This window comes from Pseudoruegeria aquimaris (assembly GCF_900172235.1).
Lineage (GTDB): Bacteria > Pseudomonadota > Alphaproteobacteria > Rhodobacterales > Rhodobacteraceae > Pseudoruegeria > Pseudoruegeria aquimaris.
This window is the reverse complement of sequence record NZ_FWFQ01000002.1, coordinates 67098-84059: the sequence shown is the minus strand read 5'-3', so window position 1 is coordinate 84059 and position 16962 is coordinate 67098. Positions and strand designations below refer to the sequence as shown.

General features: G+C 65.8%; 14 protein-coding genes. 6 read left to right on the top strand and 8 right to left on the bottom strand.

Translation table 11 applies throughout. From position 1 onward, the window contains the following. The first annotated feature begins 2 nt into the window (after positions 1–2). On the top strand, positions 3–2474 hold the full coding sequence (locus tag PSA7680_RS01780) for an ATP-dependent helicase (RefSeq protein ID WP_085867129.1): 2472 nt from the start codon (positions 3–5) through the stop codon (positions 2472–2474). A gap of 145 nt (positions 2475–2619) precedes the next feature. On the opposite strand, the gene PSA7680_RS01775 is transcribed toward PSA7680_RS01780, so the two are convergent. The 7 genes from PSA7680_RS01775 to PSA7680_RS01745 form a co-directional block, all read right to left on the bottom strand. After that, complete coding sequence (locus PSA7680_RS01775; RefSeq protein ID WP_085866950.1) at positions 2620–3765, bottom strand: iron-containing alcohol dehydrogenase; 1146 nt, start codon at positions 3763–3765, stop codon at positions 2620–2622. A 4-nt stretch (positions 3766–3769) separates the two neighbouring features. After that, positions 3770–5146, bottom strand: coding sequence for an aldehyde dehydrogenase family protein (locus PSA7680_RS01770; protein ID WP_085866949.1), 1377 nt, complete (start codon positions 5144–5146; stop codon positions 3770–3772). 3 nt (positions 5147–5149) lie between these two features. Beyond that, on the bottom strand, positions 5150–6514 hold the full coding sequence (locus tag PSA7680_RS01765) for a glutamine synthetase family protein (protein ID WP_085866948.1): 1365 nt from the start codon (positions 6512–6514) through the stop codon (positions 5150–5152). Between the two features lie 96 nt (positions 6515–6610). Beyond that, positions 6611–7642, bottom strand: a complete 1032-nt coding sequence (locus PSA7680_RS01760; protein WP_085866947.1) for a TRAP transporter substrate-binding protein — start codon at positions 7640–7642, stop codon at positions 6611–6613. Positions 7643–7699: 57 nt separating this feature from the next. Continuing rightward, positions 7700–9022, bottom strand: a complete 1323-nt coding sequence (locus PSA7680_RS01755; RefSeq protein ID WP_085866946.1) for a TRAP transporter large permease — start codon at positions 9020–9022, stop codon at positions 7700–7702. Further along, entirely contained in the window at positions 9019–9528 is a 510-nt protein-coding gene (locus PSA7680_RS01750) for a TRAP transporter small permease subunit (protein WP_085866945.1), read from the bottom strand. Before PSA7680_RS01750 ends, PSA7680_RS01755 begins: the two co-directional genes overlap by 4 nt. Beyond that, complete coding sequence (locus PSA7680_RS01745; RefSeq protein ID WP_245824412.1) at positions 9525–10322, bottom strand: N-formylglutamate amidohydrolase; 798 nt, start codon at positions 10320–10322, stop codon at positions 9525–9527. The genes PSA7680_RS01750 and PSA7680_RS01745 overlap by 4 nt, the downstream gene beginning before the upstream one ends. 143 nt (positions 10323–10465) lie before the next feature. On the opposite strand from PSA7680_RS01745, the gene PSA7680_RS01740 reads away from it, so the two are divergent. After that, entirely contained in the window at positions 10466–11338 is an 873-nt protein-coding gene (locus tag PSA7680_RS01740) for a MurR/RpiR family transcriptional regulator (RefSeq protein ID WP_085866943.1), read from the top strand. Between the two features lie 25 nt (positions 11339–11363). On the opposite strand, the gene PSA7680_RS18660 is transcribed toward PSA7680_RS01740, so the two are convergent. Further along, positions 11364–11597, bottom strand: coding sequence for a putative hemolysin (locus PSA7680_RS18660; RefSeq protein ID WP_176244060.1), 234 nt, complete (start codon positions 11595–11597; stop codon positions 11364–11366). Between the two features lie 303 nt (positions 11598–11900). Here PSA7680_RS18660 and PSA7680_RS01730 point away from each other — a divergent pair, with 303 nt between their 5' ends. The 4 genes from PSA7680_RS01730 (at position 11901) to PSA7680_RS01715 (ending at position 16916) form a co-directional block, all read left to right on the top strand. Beyond that, a complete protein-coding gene (locus PSA7680_RS01730; protein ID WP_085866941.1) occupies positions 11901–12965 on the top strand; it encodes a LacI family DNA-binding transcriptional regulator in 1065 nt (354 codons plus the stop codon). A 37-nt stretch (positions 12966–13002) separates the two neighbouring features. Continuing rightward, complete coding sequence (locus PSA7680_RS01725) at positions 13003–14364, top strand: ABC transporter substrate-binding protein (RefSeq protein ID WP_085866940.1); 1362 nt, start codon at positions 13003–13005, stop codon at positions 14362–14364. Positions 14365–14457: 93 nt separating this feature from the next. Further along, a complete protein-coding gene (locus PSA7680_RS01720; protein ID WP_085866939.1) occupies positions 14458–15702 on the top strand; it encodes a carbohydrate ABC transporter permease in 1245 nt (414 codons plus the stop codon). Next, complete coding sequence (locus tag PSA7680_RS01715) at positions 15702–16916, top strand: carbohydrate ABC transporter permease (RefSeq protein ID WP_085866938.1); 1215 nt, start codon at positions 15702–15704, stop codon at positions 16914–16916. The genes PSA7680_RS01720 and PSA7680_RS01715 overlap by 1 nt, the downstream gene beginning before the upstream one ends. Positions 16917–16962 lie beyond the last annotated feature (46 nt).

Below are 16962 nucleotides of genomic sequence, written 5' to 3'. Positions count from 1 at the left end.
CCATGAGCAGCTTTGATGAAAACGACGCTTTCGAGAGCGCCGCACGGCCCTCTCTGGCCGCCCGGGCCATGGCCGCGCGCCCCGCGCCCTACCTCGATGATCTGAACCCGGCCCAACGCGAGGCGGTGGAGGCGCTGGACGGCCCCGTGCTGATGCTCGCCGGCGCCGGCACCGGCAAGACGAAGGCGCTCACCACCCGCATCGCCCACCTGCTCAACACCGGCCGCGCGCGCCCCAACGAGATCCTCGCGGTGACCTTCACCAACAAGGCCGCGCGCGAAATGAAGGAGCGCGTGGCGCGCACGCTCGGCCAGTCCGTCGAGGGCATGCCGTGGATGGGCACCTTCCACGCGATCTGCGTGAAGCTGCTGCGCCGTCATGCCGAACTGGTGGATCTGAAAAGCAATTTCACCATCCTCGATACGGACGATCAGCTGCGCCTGCTCAAGCAGCTCATCTCGGCGGCCAACATCGACGACAAGCGCTGGCCCGCCCGCATGCTCGCCGGGCTGATCGACGGCTGGAAGAACCGCGCCTGGGGCCCCTCGCAGGTGCCCGCCGGCGAGGCCGCGGCCTACAACAACATGGGCGGCGAACTCTACGAGGCCTATCAGCGCCGCCTTGTCGAGCTGAACGCGGTGGATTTCGGCGATCTGCTGCTGCACATGGTCTCCATCTTCCAGAAACACCCCGACGTGCTGGCGCAATACCAGCGCTGGTTCCGCTACATCCTCGTGGACGAATACCAGGATACCAACGTCGCCCAGTATCTCTGGCTGCGGCTGCTGGCGGCGGACCACAAGAACATCTGCTGCGTGGGCGACGACGATCAGTCGATCTACGGCTGGCGCGGCGCGGAGGTGGGCAACATCCTGCGCTTCGAGAAGGATTTTCCCGGCGCCAAGGTCGTCCGGCTGGAGCAGAACTACCGCTCCACGCCGCATATCCTCGCCGCCGCCTCCGGCGTGATCGCCGGCAACCGAAGCCGGCTGGGCAAGGAGCTTTGGACGGAAGCGCAGGAGGGCGAGAAGGTCCGCCTCATCGGCCACTGGGACGGGGAGGAAGAGGCGCGCTGGATCGGAGAGGAGATCGAAAGCCTTCAGCGCGGCACCCGAGGGCTGCCGCCGCGCTCGCTGGACGACATGGCCATCCTCGTGCGGGCTTCCCACCAGATGCGCGCCTTCGAGGATCGCTTCCTCACGATCGGGCTGCCCTATCGCGTCATCGGCGGGCCGCGCTTCTACGAGCGGATGGAGATCCGTGATGCCATGGCCTATTTCCGCATCGCCGTCTCCCCCGACGACGATCTGGCCTTCGAGCGCATCGTCAACACGCCCAAACGCGGGCTGGGCGACAAGGCGCAGCAGAAGATCCAGATGGCAGCGCGCAGCAACGGCGTGCCCCTGCTGGAGGGCGCGCGGATCCTGCTGGAGGAGAAGGGCCTCGGCGGCAAGGGCGCGGCGGAACTGCGCAAGCTGGTGGACGCCTGCGCGCGCTGGCACGCGGCGGTGCTGAACGCGCAGCTGGATTTCCTTGACGAAGACGCCGTGCTGGACGATGGCCTCGTGCCGCTGCAGCCGCCGCTGCCCGGGCTTTCCCACGTCGAACTGGCCGAGGTGATCCTCGACGAAAGCGGCTACACCGCCCATTGGCAGAACGACAAGTCACCCGAGGCACCGGGCCGGCTCGAAAACCTGAAGGAACTCGTCAAGGCGCTGGAGAATTTCGACAACCTCCAGGGCTTCCTCGAACATGTTGCCCTGATCATGGACAACGAGCAGGAAGAAACGGAAGAGAAGGTCACCATCATGACGCTGCACGGCGCCAAGGGGCTGGAGTTTCCGGTGGTCTTCCTGCCCGGATGGGAGGACGGGCTCTTTCCCTCGCAGCGCTCGATGGACGAGAACGGCCTGAAGGGGCTGGAGGAAGAGCGCCGCCTCGCCTACGTCGGCATCACCCGCGCCGAGGAGCTGTGCACGATTTCCTTCGCGGCCAATCGGCGGCTCTATGGGCAATGGCAATCCTCCATGCCCAGCCGTTTCATCGACGAATTGCCGGAGGATCACGTGGAAGTGCTGACTCCTCCGGGCCTCTACGGCGGCGGCTATGGCGCGGCCGGGTTGAACACCGGGTCGATGGGCGCCGGCTTCGGCACGGGGCTGGCCGGCGGGATGGAGCAGCGCGCCACCAAAGCCGACGTCTACAACTCGCCCGGCTGGAAACGGATGCAGGCGCGCCGGAGCGAGCGCCCCCTGAGCCAGCCGCGCGAAAGCCGCGCCTCGGCGATCGATCTGGAGGCGGTTTCGAGCTTCACGGCCGGAAACCGCGTGTTCCACCAGAAATTCGGCTACGGCATCGTGATGGGCATCGAGGGCGACAAGCTCGACATCGCGTTCGAGAAGGCCGGGGCGAAGAAAGTCGTCGCGCGTTTCGTCGTGGCCGCCGATCAGGCCGGCGACGACGTGCCGTTCTAAGAGGGGGCTCTGCCCCCGCCGCCTGCGGCGCCTCCCCCGAGATATTTGTCGAACAAAGTGGGGCCCCGACTTTGTTCCAAAAATACCTCCGCCGGAGGCAGGAAAGTGAATGGGCGCGTGAAACACAAGCGCCCGTTCGTGGTTGTCAAAGCGCGGCGTGGAAAAGCGCGCGGGTGTTCTCTGCCGTCATCTTCACCGGGTTGCCGCCAGCGCTGGGATCTTCCAGCGCCATGGGAACCATGATTTCGATCTTCTCTTCGGTGACGCCAAGATCGGCGAGGTGGCGCGGGATGCCGAGGCTGTCGTTCAGATCCTGCACGTAAGCCCGGAAGCCCTCGAACCCGCCCTTGATGCCGAGGTAGGCGGCGGCGGCGTCGAAGCGTTCGGCGATCGCGGGAGCGTTCATCTCCAGCACCGCGGGCATGCAGACGGCATTGGTGGTGCCGTGGTGGGTGTTGAAAATCGCGCCGATCGGATGTGAGAGCGCGTGGATGGCGCCGAGGCCTTTCTGGAAGGCCGTTGCTCCCATCATCGCCGCGCTCATCATCTGGGCGCGGGCTTCGAGATCGCTGCCGTTCTCATAGGCGCGCGGGAGGTAGTCCTTCACCAGCCGCATGCCTTCGAGCGCGATGCCCTGGCTCATCGGGTGATAGAAGGGGGAGGAATAGGCCTCCACGCAATGGGCGAAGGCGTCGAGCCCGGTGCCGGCGGTTATGAACTTCGGCATGCCGGTGATGAGTTCGGGATCGCAGATCACCACGGTGGGCAGCACCTTCGGGTGGAAGATGATCTTCTTCACGTGGGTTTCGGAATTGGTGATCACAGAGGCGCGGCCCACTTCGCTTCCGGTGCCGGCGGTGGTGGGCACGGCGACGATGGGGGCGATGGCGGAAGCATCGGCGCGGGTCCACCAATCGCCGATGTCCTCGAAATCCCAGACGGGCCGCGTCTGGCCGGCCATGAAGGCGACCATCTTCCCGAGGTCGAGGCCCGAGCCGCCGCCGAAGGCGATGACGCCATCATGGCCGCCCGCCTTGTAGGCGGCGATGCCGGCGGCGAGGTTCAGCTCATTGGGGTTGGGATCGACGTCGGCGAAAAGCGCGCGCCCCAGCCCGGCGGCCTCCAGCAGATCGAGCGTGCGGGTGGTGATCTCCATCGTGGCCAGCCCCCTGTCGGTGACGAGGAGCGGGCGGGAGATGCCCGCCTGTGCGCAGGCCTCGGCGATCTCCTTGATGCGGCCGGCGCCGAAGCGGATGGCGGTGGGGTAGGACCAGTTGGCGGTGAGGCTCATGGGATCAGCCCTTCTTGAGGTGGTAGGATTTGGGTCGTGTCAGGTTGTGGTAGCCGATGACGGAGAGCCCGCCGCCGCGCCCGGTGTCCTTGCAGCCCGTCCAGCAGAGCGCCGGGTCGAGGTAATCGCAGCGGTTGAGGAATACCGTGCCGGTGTCCAGCGCGTCGCCGATGGCCTCGGCGGCCGCAGGATCGGCGCTCCAGATGCTGGCGGTGAGGCCGAAGTGACTGTCGTTCATCAGGGCGATGGCCTCGGCGTCATCCTTCACCGGCATGATGCCGACGACGGGGCCGAAGCTTTCATCGCGCATCACGCGCATCTCGTGGGTGACGTCCACGAGGATCTGCGGCATCAGGTAGGCGGCGCCGTCGTCTTCGGGGAAATCCAGCGGCGAGATCAGGGCTTTAGCGCCGGCGGCCACGGCCTCTTCCGTCTGGGCGCGCACCTCGGCGGCGAAGCGGGCGTGGGCCATGGGGCCGAGCGTGGTTTCGGGATCGAGCGGGTTGCCCAGCTTGTAGCCGCGCACGATCGCGACCGCCTTGGCGACGAAATCGTCGAACAGGCTTTCGTGGACGTAGATCCGTTCGATGCCGCAGCAGCACTGGCCGGAGTTGAACATCGCCCCGTCGATCAGCGTCTCGACGGCGGCATCGAGATCGGCGTCGGCGCGGACGTAGCCCGGATCCTTGCCGCCCAGTTCCAGCCCGACGCCGGTGAAAGTGCCCGCCGCCGCGCGTTCGATGGCGCGGCCGCCGCCCACGGAGCCGGTGAAATTCACGAAGCCGAAACGTTTCTGTGCGATCAACGCGCTCGTCGTCCGGTGATCGAGGAAGACATTGGCGAAGACATCCTCGGGCACGCCGGCCTCGTGGAAGGCGCGGGCCATGCGTTCGCCCACGAGCAGCGTCTGGCTCGCGTGTTTCAGCATCACCGTGTTGCCCGCGATCAGCGCCGGGGCCACGGTGTTGATCGCCGTCATGTAGGGGTAGTTCCACGGCGCGATCACGAGGACGACGCCATGGGGCACGCGTTTGATCTGGCGCTTGAAGCCGGCATCGTCGGCGATGGCGATGGGGGCCAGGGCGTCTTCGGCGATCTGCGCCATGTAGGTGGCGCGTTCGTTGAAACCGCCGAATTCGCCGCCGTAGCGGATCGGGCGGCCCATCTGCCAGGCCAGCTCGGGCACGATTTCCTCGTTCATCGCGCCGACATTGGCGACGCCCCTGAGCACGAGATCGATGCGTTCCTGAAGCGGGCGCGCCGCCCAGGCCTTCTGCGCGGCCGCGAGGCGTTCGCAGAGGGCGCCCGCCTGCGCGGCGGTGAGGGTTTCACGTTCGGCGTAGACGGAGCCATCGACGGGGGAGATGCAGGTAAGGGTCATGGATCAGGCCTTCTCGAAGCCGCGGGCGACTTCGTAATCGGTGACGACGCGGTCGAATTCTTCCTGCTCCCACTCCGCGCAGCGGGTGTAATGGGCCACGACGCCGGCGCCGAAGGCCTCTTTCAGGAAGGCGGAGTTTCGCAGGGTATCGGTGGCCGCGCGCAGGGTTGCGGGGATTTCGCCCACGTTCTCGGCCTCGTAGAGATCGCCCGAGGTGGGGGCGGGCAGGGGCAGCTTCTCCTCGATGCCCTTCAGGCCGGCGGCGAGCTGAGCGGCGAGCGCGAGATAGGGGTTAAGGTCGCTGCCGCCGATGCGGCATTCCACGCGCACCGCCTTGGTGCCTTCGCCGCAGAGGCGGAAGCCGGCGGTGCGGTTGTCCACGCTCCAGGCGGTTTTCGTCGGCGCGAAGCTGCCTTTCACGAAGCGCTTGTAGCTGTTGACGTAGGGGGCGAGGAAGAAGGTGTAGTCGGGCGCGTAGGCAATCAGCCCGGCCATGTAGTGCTGCATGATCTCGCTCATGCCGAGCGCGTCGTCCGGATCGAAGAAGGCGTTGCGCCCGTCCGCCCAGAGCGACTGGTGCACGTGGGAGGAGGAGCCGACGCGATCGTGGTGCCACTTGGGCAGGAAGGTCGCGGCGCGGCCCTGCTGCCAGGCGATCTCCTTGGTGGCCTGCTTGGCGATGGTGTGGAAATCGGCGCAGTCCAGGGCCTCGGAATAGCGGATGTTGAGCTCTTCCTGCCCGGCCTCGGCCTCGCCCTTGGAGTTCTCGATCGGGATGCCGGCGGCGTAGAGGTGGTTGCGCAGCGGGCGCATCACGGCCTCTTCCTTGGTGGTCTGCAGGATGTGGTAATCCTCGTTGTAGCCGGAGATGGGCGTGAGATCCCTGAAGCCGCCCTTGCGGATCTCGTCCAGCGGCTTTTCGAAGAGGAAGAACTCAAGCTCGGTGGCCATCATCGGCGTGAAGCCGAGCGCCTCGGCGCGCTGGATCTGCCTCTTCAGGATCGCGCGGGGGGAATGGGGCACCTCTTCGTGGGTATGGTGGTCGAGCACGTCGCAGAGCACCATGGCCGTTCCTTCCAGCCACGGCACGGGCCGCAGGGTGGAGAGATCGGGCTTCATCACGTAGTCGCCGTAGCCTTCGCGCCAGCTGGTGGCGCGGTAGCCGTCGGGGGTGGCCATTTCCAGGTCGGTGGCCAGCAGGTAGTTGCAGCAATGGGTCTCTTCCCATGCGCCTTCCACGAAATGGGCGGCATGGAAGCGTTTGCCCATGAGGCGGCCCTGCATGTCCACGAGGCAGACGAGAACGGTATCGATGCTGCCGTCGGCGACGGCGGCCTTGAGGGCGTCGAAGGTGAGGGGGCCGGGCATGATGTGAAAACTTCCTTCCTGATCCAGCGGAGGCCGGCCCGCGGGGGGCCGGCCACTCTATCTGTGCGCGCTGCCCCGCGCGGGGCAGCACAGGGCTCAGCCGTAGCGGTAGGGGCGGCCGGCCTTCTGCATGTCGGCGTTGTATTTCTTGATGATCTCGACGACCTTCGCCTTGGTTTCGCTTTCCGCGGCGATTTCGTCCCAGAACTTCACGGCGGCTTCTTCCACCTGTGCCCATTCGGCATCGGGGATGGTGGTCAGCTGCATCTTGGTGCCGTTGACCCGCAGCGAGGCCTCGCCGCCCCAATACCACCACTGACGGTAGTAGTGGGATTGATCGCAGCAGACGCGGAACAGCGTCTGCAGATCTTCGGGAAGCTCGTTCCAGCGATCCATGTTGGCAAAGAAGCTGCCCGCCCAGGCGCCGGAGATGTTGTTGGTGAGGAAGTAGTTCGTCACGTCGGCCCAGCCGACGGTGTAATCCTCGGTGATGCCCGACCAGGCGATGCCGTCCAGCTCGCCCGTCTGCACGGCGACCTCGATGTCTTCCCACGGCAGGGTGACGGGCACCACGCCGAACTGGGCGAGGAAACGGCCCGCGGTGGGGAAGGTGAAGACGCGTTTGCCCTTCAGATCCTCCAGCGAGTTGATCGGATCCTTGGTGGCGAAGTGGCAGGGATCCCAGGCCCCTGCGGAGATGTGCTTCACGCCGACCTTGGAGTATTCGGCGTCCCAGATCTCGTTCAGGCCGTATTGGTTGAACAGCACCGGCACGTCGAGGCTGTAGCGCGAGGCAAAGGGGAAGTAGCCGCCGAAGACGGTGACCTCGGTGGGCGAAGCCATGGAATCGTCATCGGACTGCACGGCGTCGATGGTGCCCTTCTGCATGGCGCGGAAAAGCTCGCCCGTGGGCACGAGCTGATCGGCGTAGAAAAGTTCGATCTCCATGCGGTCGCCGGCGATCTTGTTGAACATCTCGATCGCGGGATCGATCACGTGGGCGGCCAGCGCGGGGCCGGCGTAGGTCTGCATGCGCCACTTGATCTTGCCCTGGGCCAGCGCCGGGGTGGCCAGCGCGGCGGCCGGAGCAAGGGCGGCGCCCTGAAGCAGCTTGCGTCTTGTGGTCATTGTCTCTCTCCTGGTTGGCGGTTGGGGTTCGGCCCGCTGCCGGGCTCTCGTTGTCGGTTATTTTCCGTAGACGTAGTTGGGCAGCCACATGGCGATCTGCGGGAAGCACATCACCAGGACCAGTGCCAGCACCATCACGCAGACGAAGGGGACGATGGAGGCGTAGATGTCGCGCAGGCCGATCTCGGGCGGGGCCATGGCGCGCATCAGGAAGAGGTTGTAGCCGAAGGGCGGCGTCATGTAGGCGATCTGCGTGGTGATCGTGTAGAGCACACCATACCAGATCAGATCGAAGCCGAGCGCCTTCACCAGCGGCACGTAGAGCGGCGCGACGATCACCAGCATGGCGGTGTCGTCGAGGAAGGTGCCCATCACGAGGAAGCTCAGCTGCATCAGCACGAGGATCATCCAGGGATCGAGCCCGAGCTGCTCGGTGAAGAGCGTGTCGATCGCGCGCACCGCCCCGAGGCCGTCGAACACCGCGCCGAAGCCGAGCGCGGCCAGGATGATCCACATGAACATGCAGGAAATGGCCAGCGTCTGGCGCACGCTGGTTTCGAACACCTCCTTCGTCATCCGCCCCTTGAGCACCGCCGCCGCGAAGGCGGTGAGCGCACCGATGGCGGAGCTTTCCACCAGGGATGTCCAGCCATTCACGAAGGGCACCATCATCGCCGCGAAGATGAAGAGCGGCAGCAGGCCGGCGCGCAGCAGGCGCAGCTTCTCGGCCATCGGCACCGCGCGGGCCTCTTCCTTCAGGGCGGGGCCCAGTTCGGGCTGCAGGCGGCAGCGGATGTAGATGTAGAGGATGAACATCGCCGCCATCATCAGCCCCGGCACGATGCCGGCGAGCCAGAGCTGGCCCACGGGCTGGCGCGCGATCATCGCGTAGAGCACGAGCACGACGGAAGGCGGCACGAGGATGCCGAGGCTCGATCCCGCCTGCACCACGCCCGTGACCATGCGCTTGTCGTAGCCGCGGCGCAGCAGCTCGGGCAGGGCGATCGTCGCCCCGATGGCCATGCCGGCCACCGAAAGCCCGTTCATCGCCGAGATCAGCACCATCAGCCCGATCGTGCCGATGGCGAGCCCGCCGTTCACAGGGCCCATCCAGACGTGGAACATCTTGTAGAGATCGTCGGCGATCTTGGATTCCGACAGCACGTATCCCATGAAGATGAACATCGGCAGGGTGAGCAGAGGATACCATTTCATCAGCTTCATGGCCGAGGAGAAGGGGATGTCCGATCCCCCCGTGCCCCAGAGCATCACGGCGGCCATGGAGGCCACGAAGCCGATGGCCCCGAATACCCGCTGGCCCGTGAAGAGCATCAGCATCATGGTGGAGAACATCAGGATGGCGATCATCTCGTAGCTCATCGGATCTCCTCCCCGCGGATGCGTGCGACATCCTTGATGAGTTCGGAGATCGCCTGCAGCAGCATGAGGAAGATGCCGAGGCACATGATGATCTTGATCGGCCAGAGATAGGGGCGCCACGCGGTGGGGCTGCGCTCGTTGTATTGCAGGGAGTAGCTGGTGCTCTCGACGGCCCCGTAGAGCATCACGCCGAGGTAGAAGAGCAGGCAGAAGACGGTGATCGCGTCCACCTGTGCTTTGCGGCGGTCGCTCCAGGCGCCGTAGAACAGATCCATCCGCACGTTGCTGCCCAGCTGGATCGAGTAGGGGCCGCCCATGATGTAATAGGTGACCATGGCGAACTGCGCCATTTCCAGCGTCCAGAGCGAGGGCAGGAAGAAGGTCTTGGAGATCGAAGACCACAGCAGGATGCCGATCATGACGAAGATGCCATACATCATGACCCGTCCGATCCTGTAGTTCACCGCGTCCACTGTGCGGACATAGCCGCGGGCGAAGGGGGTCATGTGGCCTCCGTTCGGTTGGCGTCGATCCGCATTTCCGTCAGCGTGGCGCTGAGCAGGCGGGCCAGGTCCTCGGCCACGGCGGCCTGGGTTCCGGGCGTGGCGATCAGATCGTTTCGGATTTCCAGCATCACGTTCAGCAGCCCGTTCAGGATGCCGTGCTGCTTGAGCGTATGGGTGACGCCATCGGCCGGGCTGTAGGGCGCGTTGCGCTGGGTGTTCATCGCGGTGAAAGCGGGGGCGAGGTCGAGCATCCTGTCGGCGAGGCGGCTGTCCTCGTCGTGCAGGATGCCAAGCTCCACCGCGCGCGTTTCGCCGTTGTAGGTGGGAGTGAAGCTGTGCACCGTCACCAGAACGGGCGGCTGGCGGAAGCCGCGCAGGGTCTCCTCCAGGAGATCGCGGAAGGGCTCGTAATAGGTGCGCGTGCGGCGGGTGCGCTCTTCGCGGGTCACCGCGGCATTGCCCGGAATCGTGAAGCGTTCGCTGCGCGCGGGCATGGCGTCATGGGCGTAGGGCGGGCGGTTGCAATCGTAGACGAGGCGCGACACCGTGCTGATGACGAGCGGCGCATCGAGGATGCGCGCCATGTGGGCGGCCACCTCCAGCGCGCCCGGATCCCAGGCCACATGGCTCCTGCGTGCTTCCTCCGTCAGCCCGAGCCCCGCGAACTCTTCGGGAATCCGCCAGGAGGCATGTTCGCAGGCCAGCAGGAACGGGCCGGCGCCGTCCGGGTTCAGCAGCGCCGCCGGCGCCTGCCCCTGCACGATCTGTTCCAATGTGTTGGCCGATGCGGACACGCCTTGCAGCTCCCGGTTTGCGTTTGTGAAAAGAATTCTTCAGGAGCCTCTTTCCTGTCAAAAAAATTTTCTGGAAAGATTTGTTCAGGGCAATACAACCTGTTTGAATCCGCTCATCCAGCGATCAGAAAAAGGGCAAGCCGATGCCGCATCCATCAGACACGATCGCCGACAGGCTGCAGCAGGCCTACGAGGCGCTGACGAGGGCGGAGCGGCAGCTGGCGACCTCGATCCTCGAAAACTACCCGGTCTCGGGGCTGGGCACGATCACCACCGTGGCCCAGGCGGCCGGGGTCTCGACGCCCACCGTGGCGCGGATGGTGCAGAAGCTGGGTTACAAAGGGTTTCCCGAGTTTCAGGCCGAGCTGCGCCGCGAGCTTGAGGCCAAGATTTCCGACCCGATCGCCAAGCATGACACATGGGCGGAGCGCGCGCCGGACGCGCATATCCTCAACCGCTTCACCGAGGCGGTGAGCGGCAACATCCGCCAGACGCTGGCGCAGATGGACCCGGACAGCTTCGACGCCGCCTGCGCGCTGCTCGCCGATACCGGGCGCGGGGTCTATGTCGTCGGTGGGCGGATCACCCGCGCGCTGGCGGATTACTTCTTCCTCCACATGCAGGTGCTGCGCCCGCAGGTGACGCTGATCCAGTCCATTTCCAACGCCTGGCCGCACTACCTGCTGGAAGTGGAGGCGGGGGACGTGGTGGTGATCCTCGACGTGCGCCGCTACGAGAACAGCACCCTGAAGCTGGCCGAAATGGCGGCGGCGCGGGGGGCGAAGATCGTGCTCTTCACCGATCAGTGGCGCTCGCCGGTGTCACAATACGCCGACCACGTGTTTTCCTGCCGCATCGAAGTGCCATCGGCTTGGGATTCCGGCGTGACGCTGATGCTTCTGCTGGAAACCGTCATCGCCGAGGTGCAGGAGCAGACCTGGCCGGAAACGCGCAAGCGGATGGAGGCGCTGGAAGACATGTTCGACCGGACGAAATTCTTCCGCAAGTTCACCTGAGCGCCCGCGCGCCGCGCCCCCAGCCTCAGGTGGCGCCGGCATCCTGGGCCTTGCGATACAGCTCCCAGGCGTCGAACTCGCCTTCATCCACGATGCAGACGCCATACTGGTTGCCTTCCGGATCTTCGCGGATCTCGTAGGCGCCGTTGCTCTGGACGCAGAAAACGGCGGCCGGGTTGGCCAGATCCACCTCGTCGGCGCTGTTGGACGACTCGGTGCAGGCGGCCAGCGCGGCCAGCGGCAGCAATGCGAAAGACATTTTGCGGATCATGAAGTGCCTCATCTTGAAATGATGTTGCGCGGCGAAGCGCCTTCCGGCGCCGTGCTCCGCGGTGATCGAATGGCCAACTTCCTCTCTTTTTGCGGGTGACGCAAGGGCAGTGATCGCGCCGGTTCCGGCCCTTGTTTCCTTGCGTGCGGGGCCGCAGTCCCGCCCCGTCATGGCGCTCGAATTCGAGACCCGCTGACCGGAAATTCAGCAGGCCGGGAAAAAAACCCTTGCCGAAACCGGTTTCGAAACAAAACGATTGAACAAGAATTCCGCAAAACAACCGAACGGACCATGCAACAGGAAGGGCTCGGCGTGAAGCAACGCCGCATCACCATCGCCGATGTCGCCGATGCCTTGGGCGTGACGAAGGGCACCGTCTCCCGCGCGCTCAACGGCTATTCCGACATCGCCGACAGCACCCGCCTGCGCATCCAGCGCAAGGCGCAGGAGCTTGGGTATCGCCCCTTGAGCCATGCGCAGGCGATCCGGACCGGCAAGGTCCGCTCCATCGGGCTGGTGCTCCAGATCAACGCCCATGACGCGCAGCGCCCGTTCCTGGCCGATTTCCTGGCGGGCGTCACCAAAGGCGCAAGCGATGAGCACTGGACGCTGACGGTCTCCACGGCGGCGTCCGATGCGGACATGCGCGACACGCTCACCCGGCTGGTGGAGGAGCGCAAGGCCGACGGCTTCATCCTGCCGCGGGCGCTGCGCAGGGATTACCGCGTCGAGCTGCTGCGCCGGCTCGAAGTGCCCTTCGTGCTCTACGGCCGCACCCCCGACATGGCCGGCTGCCCCTTCTACGACATCCGCGGCGAGGAGGCGATGGAGGAGGCGGTGCTGCGGCTGGCGGCCTTCGGGCACCGGCGCATCGGCTTCATCAACGGCGGCCTCGAATACTACTATTCCGCCCTGCGGCTGGAGGGCTACAAGGCCGGGCTGGCGAAGGCGGGGATCGCCTACCGGCCCGAATACGTGCAGGAAGACGCGGTGACCGTGGCGCAGGGCCATGCCGCCGGCGAGCGCCTGCTGGGGCAGGCGGAGCCGCCGACGGCGGTCGTCTGCGCCGTGGACATGGCGGCGCTGGGGCTCTACCAGGCGATCCGCGCCGCCGGGCAGGAGCCGGGGCGCGATGTTTCCGTGATCGCCTATGACGGGGTGCCCGAAGGCGCCTACGCGCAGCCTCCGCTCACCACCTTTGCCGTGGATTCCCGACGCGCCGGTGAACGGCTCGCGCGGCTTCTCATCACCCGCATTCGTGGCGGCCACCCCGATACCCTGCGCGAGTTCGATCGCGCGCAGCTCGTGGTGCGCGGCTCCGATGGGCCACCGCCACGGCCCGATTTCACCAACTGATTTGTCACCTGAGCAAAAAGAGACTGGGAGGAAAACAATGACGATTTTTGCCAAGACACACACCGGCCGGCTGCTGGCCGGGGCCGCGATGGGCCTCGCCTTCAGCGCGATGGCCGTCCAGGCCGACACCATCCGCTTCTGGACCACCGAGGAGCAGCCCGAGCGCCTCGCCAAGCAGGAAGAAATGGCCGCCGCCTTCAAGGAGGCCACCGGCACCGAGGTCGAGGTGATCCCCGTCTCCGAAAGCGATCTGGGCACCCGCGCCACGGCCGCCTTCGCCGCCGGCGATCTGCCCGACGTGATCTACCACACCCTGCAATACGCGCTGCCCTGGGCCGAGGCCGGCATCCTCGACACCGAGGCCGCCAGCGACGTGATCGCCGAGCTTGGCACCGAGACCTTCGCGCCGGGCGCCCTCGCCATGGCCGCCTTCGACGGTGGCACCGCGGCCGTGCCAGTCGATGGCTGGACGCAGATGGTCGTCTACCGCAAGGATCTCTTCGACGAGAAGGGGCTTGCGGCGCCCAATTCCTACGCCAACGTGCTGGCCGCCATCGAAGCGCTGCACAACCCGCCGGAGATGTATGGCTTCGTGGCCGCCACCAAGGTGGACGAGAACTTCATGAGCCAGGTGCTGGAGCACGTCTTCCTCGCCAACGGCGTTTCGCCCGTCGGCCCGGATGGCTTCAAGCCGCTGGAAGAAGGGCCGACGATGGAGGTGCTCGACTTCTACAAGGCCATCGCCGAGGCCTCCCCGCCGGGCGAACTCTACTGGAAGCAGTCGCGCGAACTGTATTTCGCCGGGCAGGCGGCGATGATCATCTGGTCGCCCTTCATCCTCGATGAGCTGGCCGGCCTGCGCGACAGCGCGCCGCCCACCATCAACGACGATCCCACCACCCGCGATCTGGCCACCGCCACCGGCATCGTGACCAAGCTTGCCGGCCCCTCCAACCCCGACGGCGCGGCCTGGGGCGACATCCGCTACTTCGGCATCACCTCGGATGCGGATACGGATGCGGCGATGGAGTTCGTGAAATACTCCATGGACGAAGGCTACACCCAGACGCTCTCCATCGCGCCGGAAGGCAAGTTCCCGGTCCGCCGCGGCACCGCCGAGAACCCGACGGCCTTCGTGGAGGCCTGGGCCGAACTGCCGGTGGGCGTGGACCGCAAGGCCCCGCTGGGCGAGCTTTACGCGCAGGAGATGATCGACGAGATCGTCGGCGGCCTCGACGTGGCCCAGCGCTGGGGCGTGGCCGAGGGGCAGCTGTCGCTGGCCTCCAAGATCATCAACAGCCAGGCCATCAACCGCATCGTGCGCCAATACATCGACGGCGCGCTTGACGGCCCCGCCGCCGTGGCGGCGATGAACGATGAGCTTTCCAGGGTAGAGTAAAACTTTCAGGGCGTTGCGGCGCCCTGTTCATGCAAGGCGCGGTGGGCCGGCCCCGGCCCGCCGCCACCGTCGAAACCACGGAAAAACCCCGCCATGACATCCCTGTCTCCCCCGAAAGGCACGGGGCCGCTCGGCCGGCGCGAAGCGCGCCTGGCCTGGGGCCTGTTGATGCCCACGATCATCAGTGTCGCCCTCGTGGTGATCCTGCCGCTGCTGTCGATCTTCTGGATCAGCGTGAAGCCGGTGCAGCTGGCTGACCTGCGCGCGCCCGCCCCGGTGGTGCGCGAAAGCCTGCGTGGCCGCCCCGCGGCGCCGTCCGATCCGGCGCAGTATGAAATCCGGATCCGCAACTCCAGCCAGGACAAGCCGATCCTCGGCGTGACGCTGGCCGATACGCTGCCCGAGGGGCTGACCATCCTCGCACCCGATCCGCGTTGCACCATCGACGGCGCCGAGATTTTCTGTGATTTCGGTGATCTGGAGCCGGGTTATCGGGAGCGGATGCGCATGGAGGCGCAGGTTTCGCAGGCTTTCCTCGATGCGGATCCCGATCTCGACGCCTCCGAGCCCCGGCTCACCTACAGGTCGGAAAACATCCTGACCAACAGCGAATTCACGCTGGACAACTTCCGGCGCGTCTTCGACGGCGGCGAGTTCTGGGCGGTGCTCTGGACCACGATGTTCTACACCGTCTTCGGCACCATCGGCGCGCTCGTCTTCGGGCTGTTCGCCGCGATGCTCCTGAACAAGAGCTTCAAGGGGCAGGGCGTGCTGCGCGGGCTCTACCTCTTTCCCTACGTCGCCCCGGTGATCGCGGTGGCCTTTACCTGGGTCACCCTGTTCGATCCCTTCTCCGGCTCCGCCAACGCGCTTCTGCTGCAGATGGGGGTGACGCAGGCGCCGATCAACTTCTTCGGCGAACGGCCGCTGGCGCTGATCATGGTGACGGTCTTCGAGATCTGGCGCTACTTCCCGCTTTCTTTCCTCTTCATCCTCGCCCGGATGCAGAGCATCGACACCGACATGTACGAAGCCGCCGACATGGACGGCGCGAGCCCGTTCCAGAAGTTCTGGTTCCTGAGCCTGCCGCAGCTTCTGGGCATCCTCTCGGTGCTCTTCCTGCTGCGCTTCATCTGGACCTTCAACAAGTTCGACGACATCTTCCTGCTGACGGGTGGCAACGCCGGTACGCGCACGCTGACCGTGAACGTCTACGAACAGGCCTTCGCCCTTGCCAACATCGGTGCCGGGGCGGCGGTGGCGGTGGTGGTCTTCCTCTGCCTGCTGCTGTTCTCCGTCTTCTTCTTCAAGTTCATCAGCCGCGAGGAGGGCCTGTGATGGGAGCCTTGAGACATGGCTACGTGACGGCGCCGCTTCTGGGCGCGCTCTGGGCCTTCACCATCGCGGTGACGGTTTCGGTCAGCTTCGCCTTCGCCACCGGCGAAGCCTTCAAGCCCTCGCTCTGGCTGTCGCTGCTGTTCGGCGCCGCCGCCGGGGTGATCGCCCTGAAGGCGCCGGGGCGCTGGACGGGGGTGGGCGTGGTGAGCCTCGCCTTCGCGCTGCTGGGCGCGGCCGGGTTTGGCGCGGTGCTGAGCGGGGAGGGCGTCTCGCTGGGCAAGACGCTGCTGGCCGGGCTCTGCGCCGGGTTCTTCACGGCGCTTCCCCTGGCGGTGTTCCTCGAGGATTGCACATGGGGGGCGCTCACGCGGCACGAGTTCGAGGAGGCGTTGATCCGCTTCTTCACCGGCATCGGCTACATCTTCTTCACCGCCATCGTCGTGATCCCCTTCTACGTGATGGTGATGACCAGCCTGAAGAGCCAGCAGGCGCTGTTGCAGAACCCGCTGGATTTCTCGCTGGAGCTGTCCAAGGGCTGGGGTCTGTTCCGCAGCTATTCTGAGCTGTTTGCCGATTTCGGCTTCGGCGGCTACCTGATGACCTCGCTGCTGGTCTCCGTGGCCACGGTGGCGATCACGCTGGCCTTCTCGGTGCCCGGCGCCTATGCCGTGGCGCGGCTGCGCTTCAAGGGGCAGGCGGCGTTCTCGCGCTCGATCCTGCTGATCTACATGGTGCCGATGATCGTGCTGGCGCTGCCCATCTACATCGTCTTCTCGATGGTGGGGCTGCGCAACTCGATCTTCGGGATCATCCTGATCTACCCCGTTACCACCATTCCCGTGGCGCTCTACATGCTGCAGGGCTACTTCCGCGGCCTGCCCGCGGAAGTGGAGGAAGCCGGGCTGATGGACGGTCTGTCGCGCCTCGCGGTGATCTGGAAGATCACCCTGCCGCTCTCGCTGCCCGCGCTGGCCTCCGTCTCGCTCTACGTCTTCATGATCGCCTGGAACGAGTTCCTGCTGGCCTTCATGCTGCTGGATGATCCCTCGAAATTCACCCTCACGCGGGGCGTGGCGATGCTGAACTCCTCGGAGATCCCGCGCCAGCACCTGATGGCCGGGGCGGTGATCGCCACCGTGCCGATCATGGTGCTCTTCCTCGGGCTCGAACGCTTCATGACCAAGGGCCTCACGGCCGGATCGGTGAAGGGCTGAGCCACGATGACACGCAATTTCAGGAACGGGCCGGGCAACTGGCCGG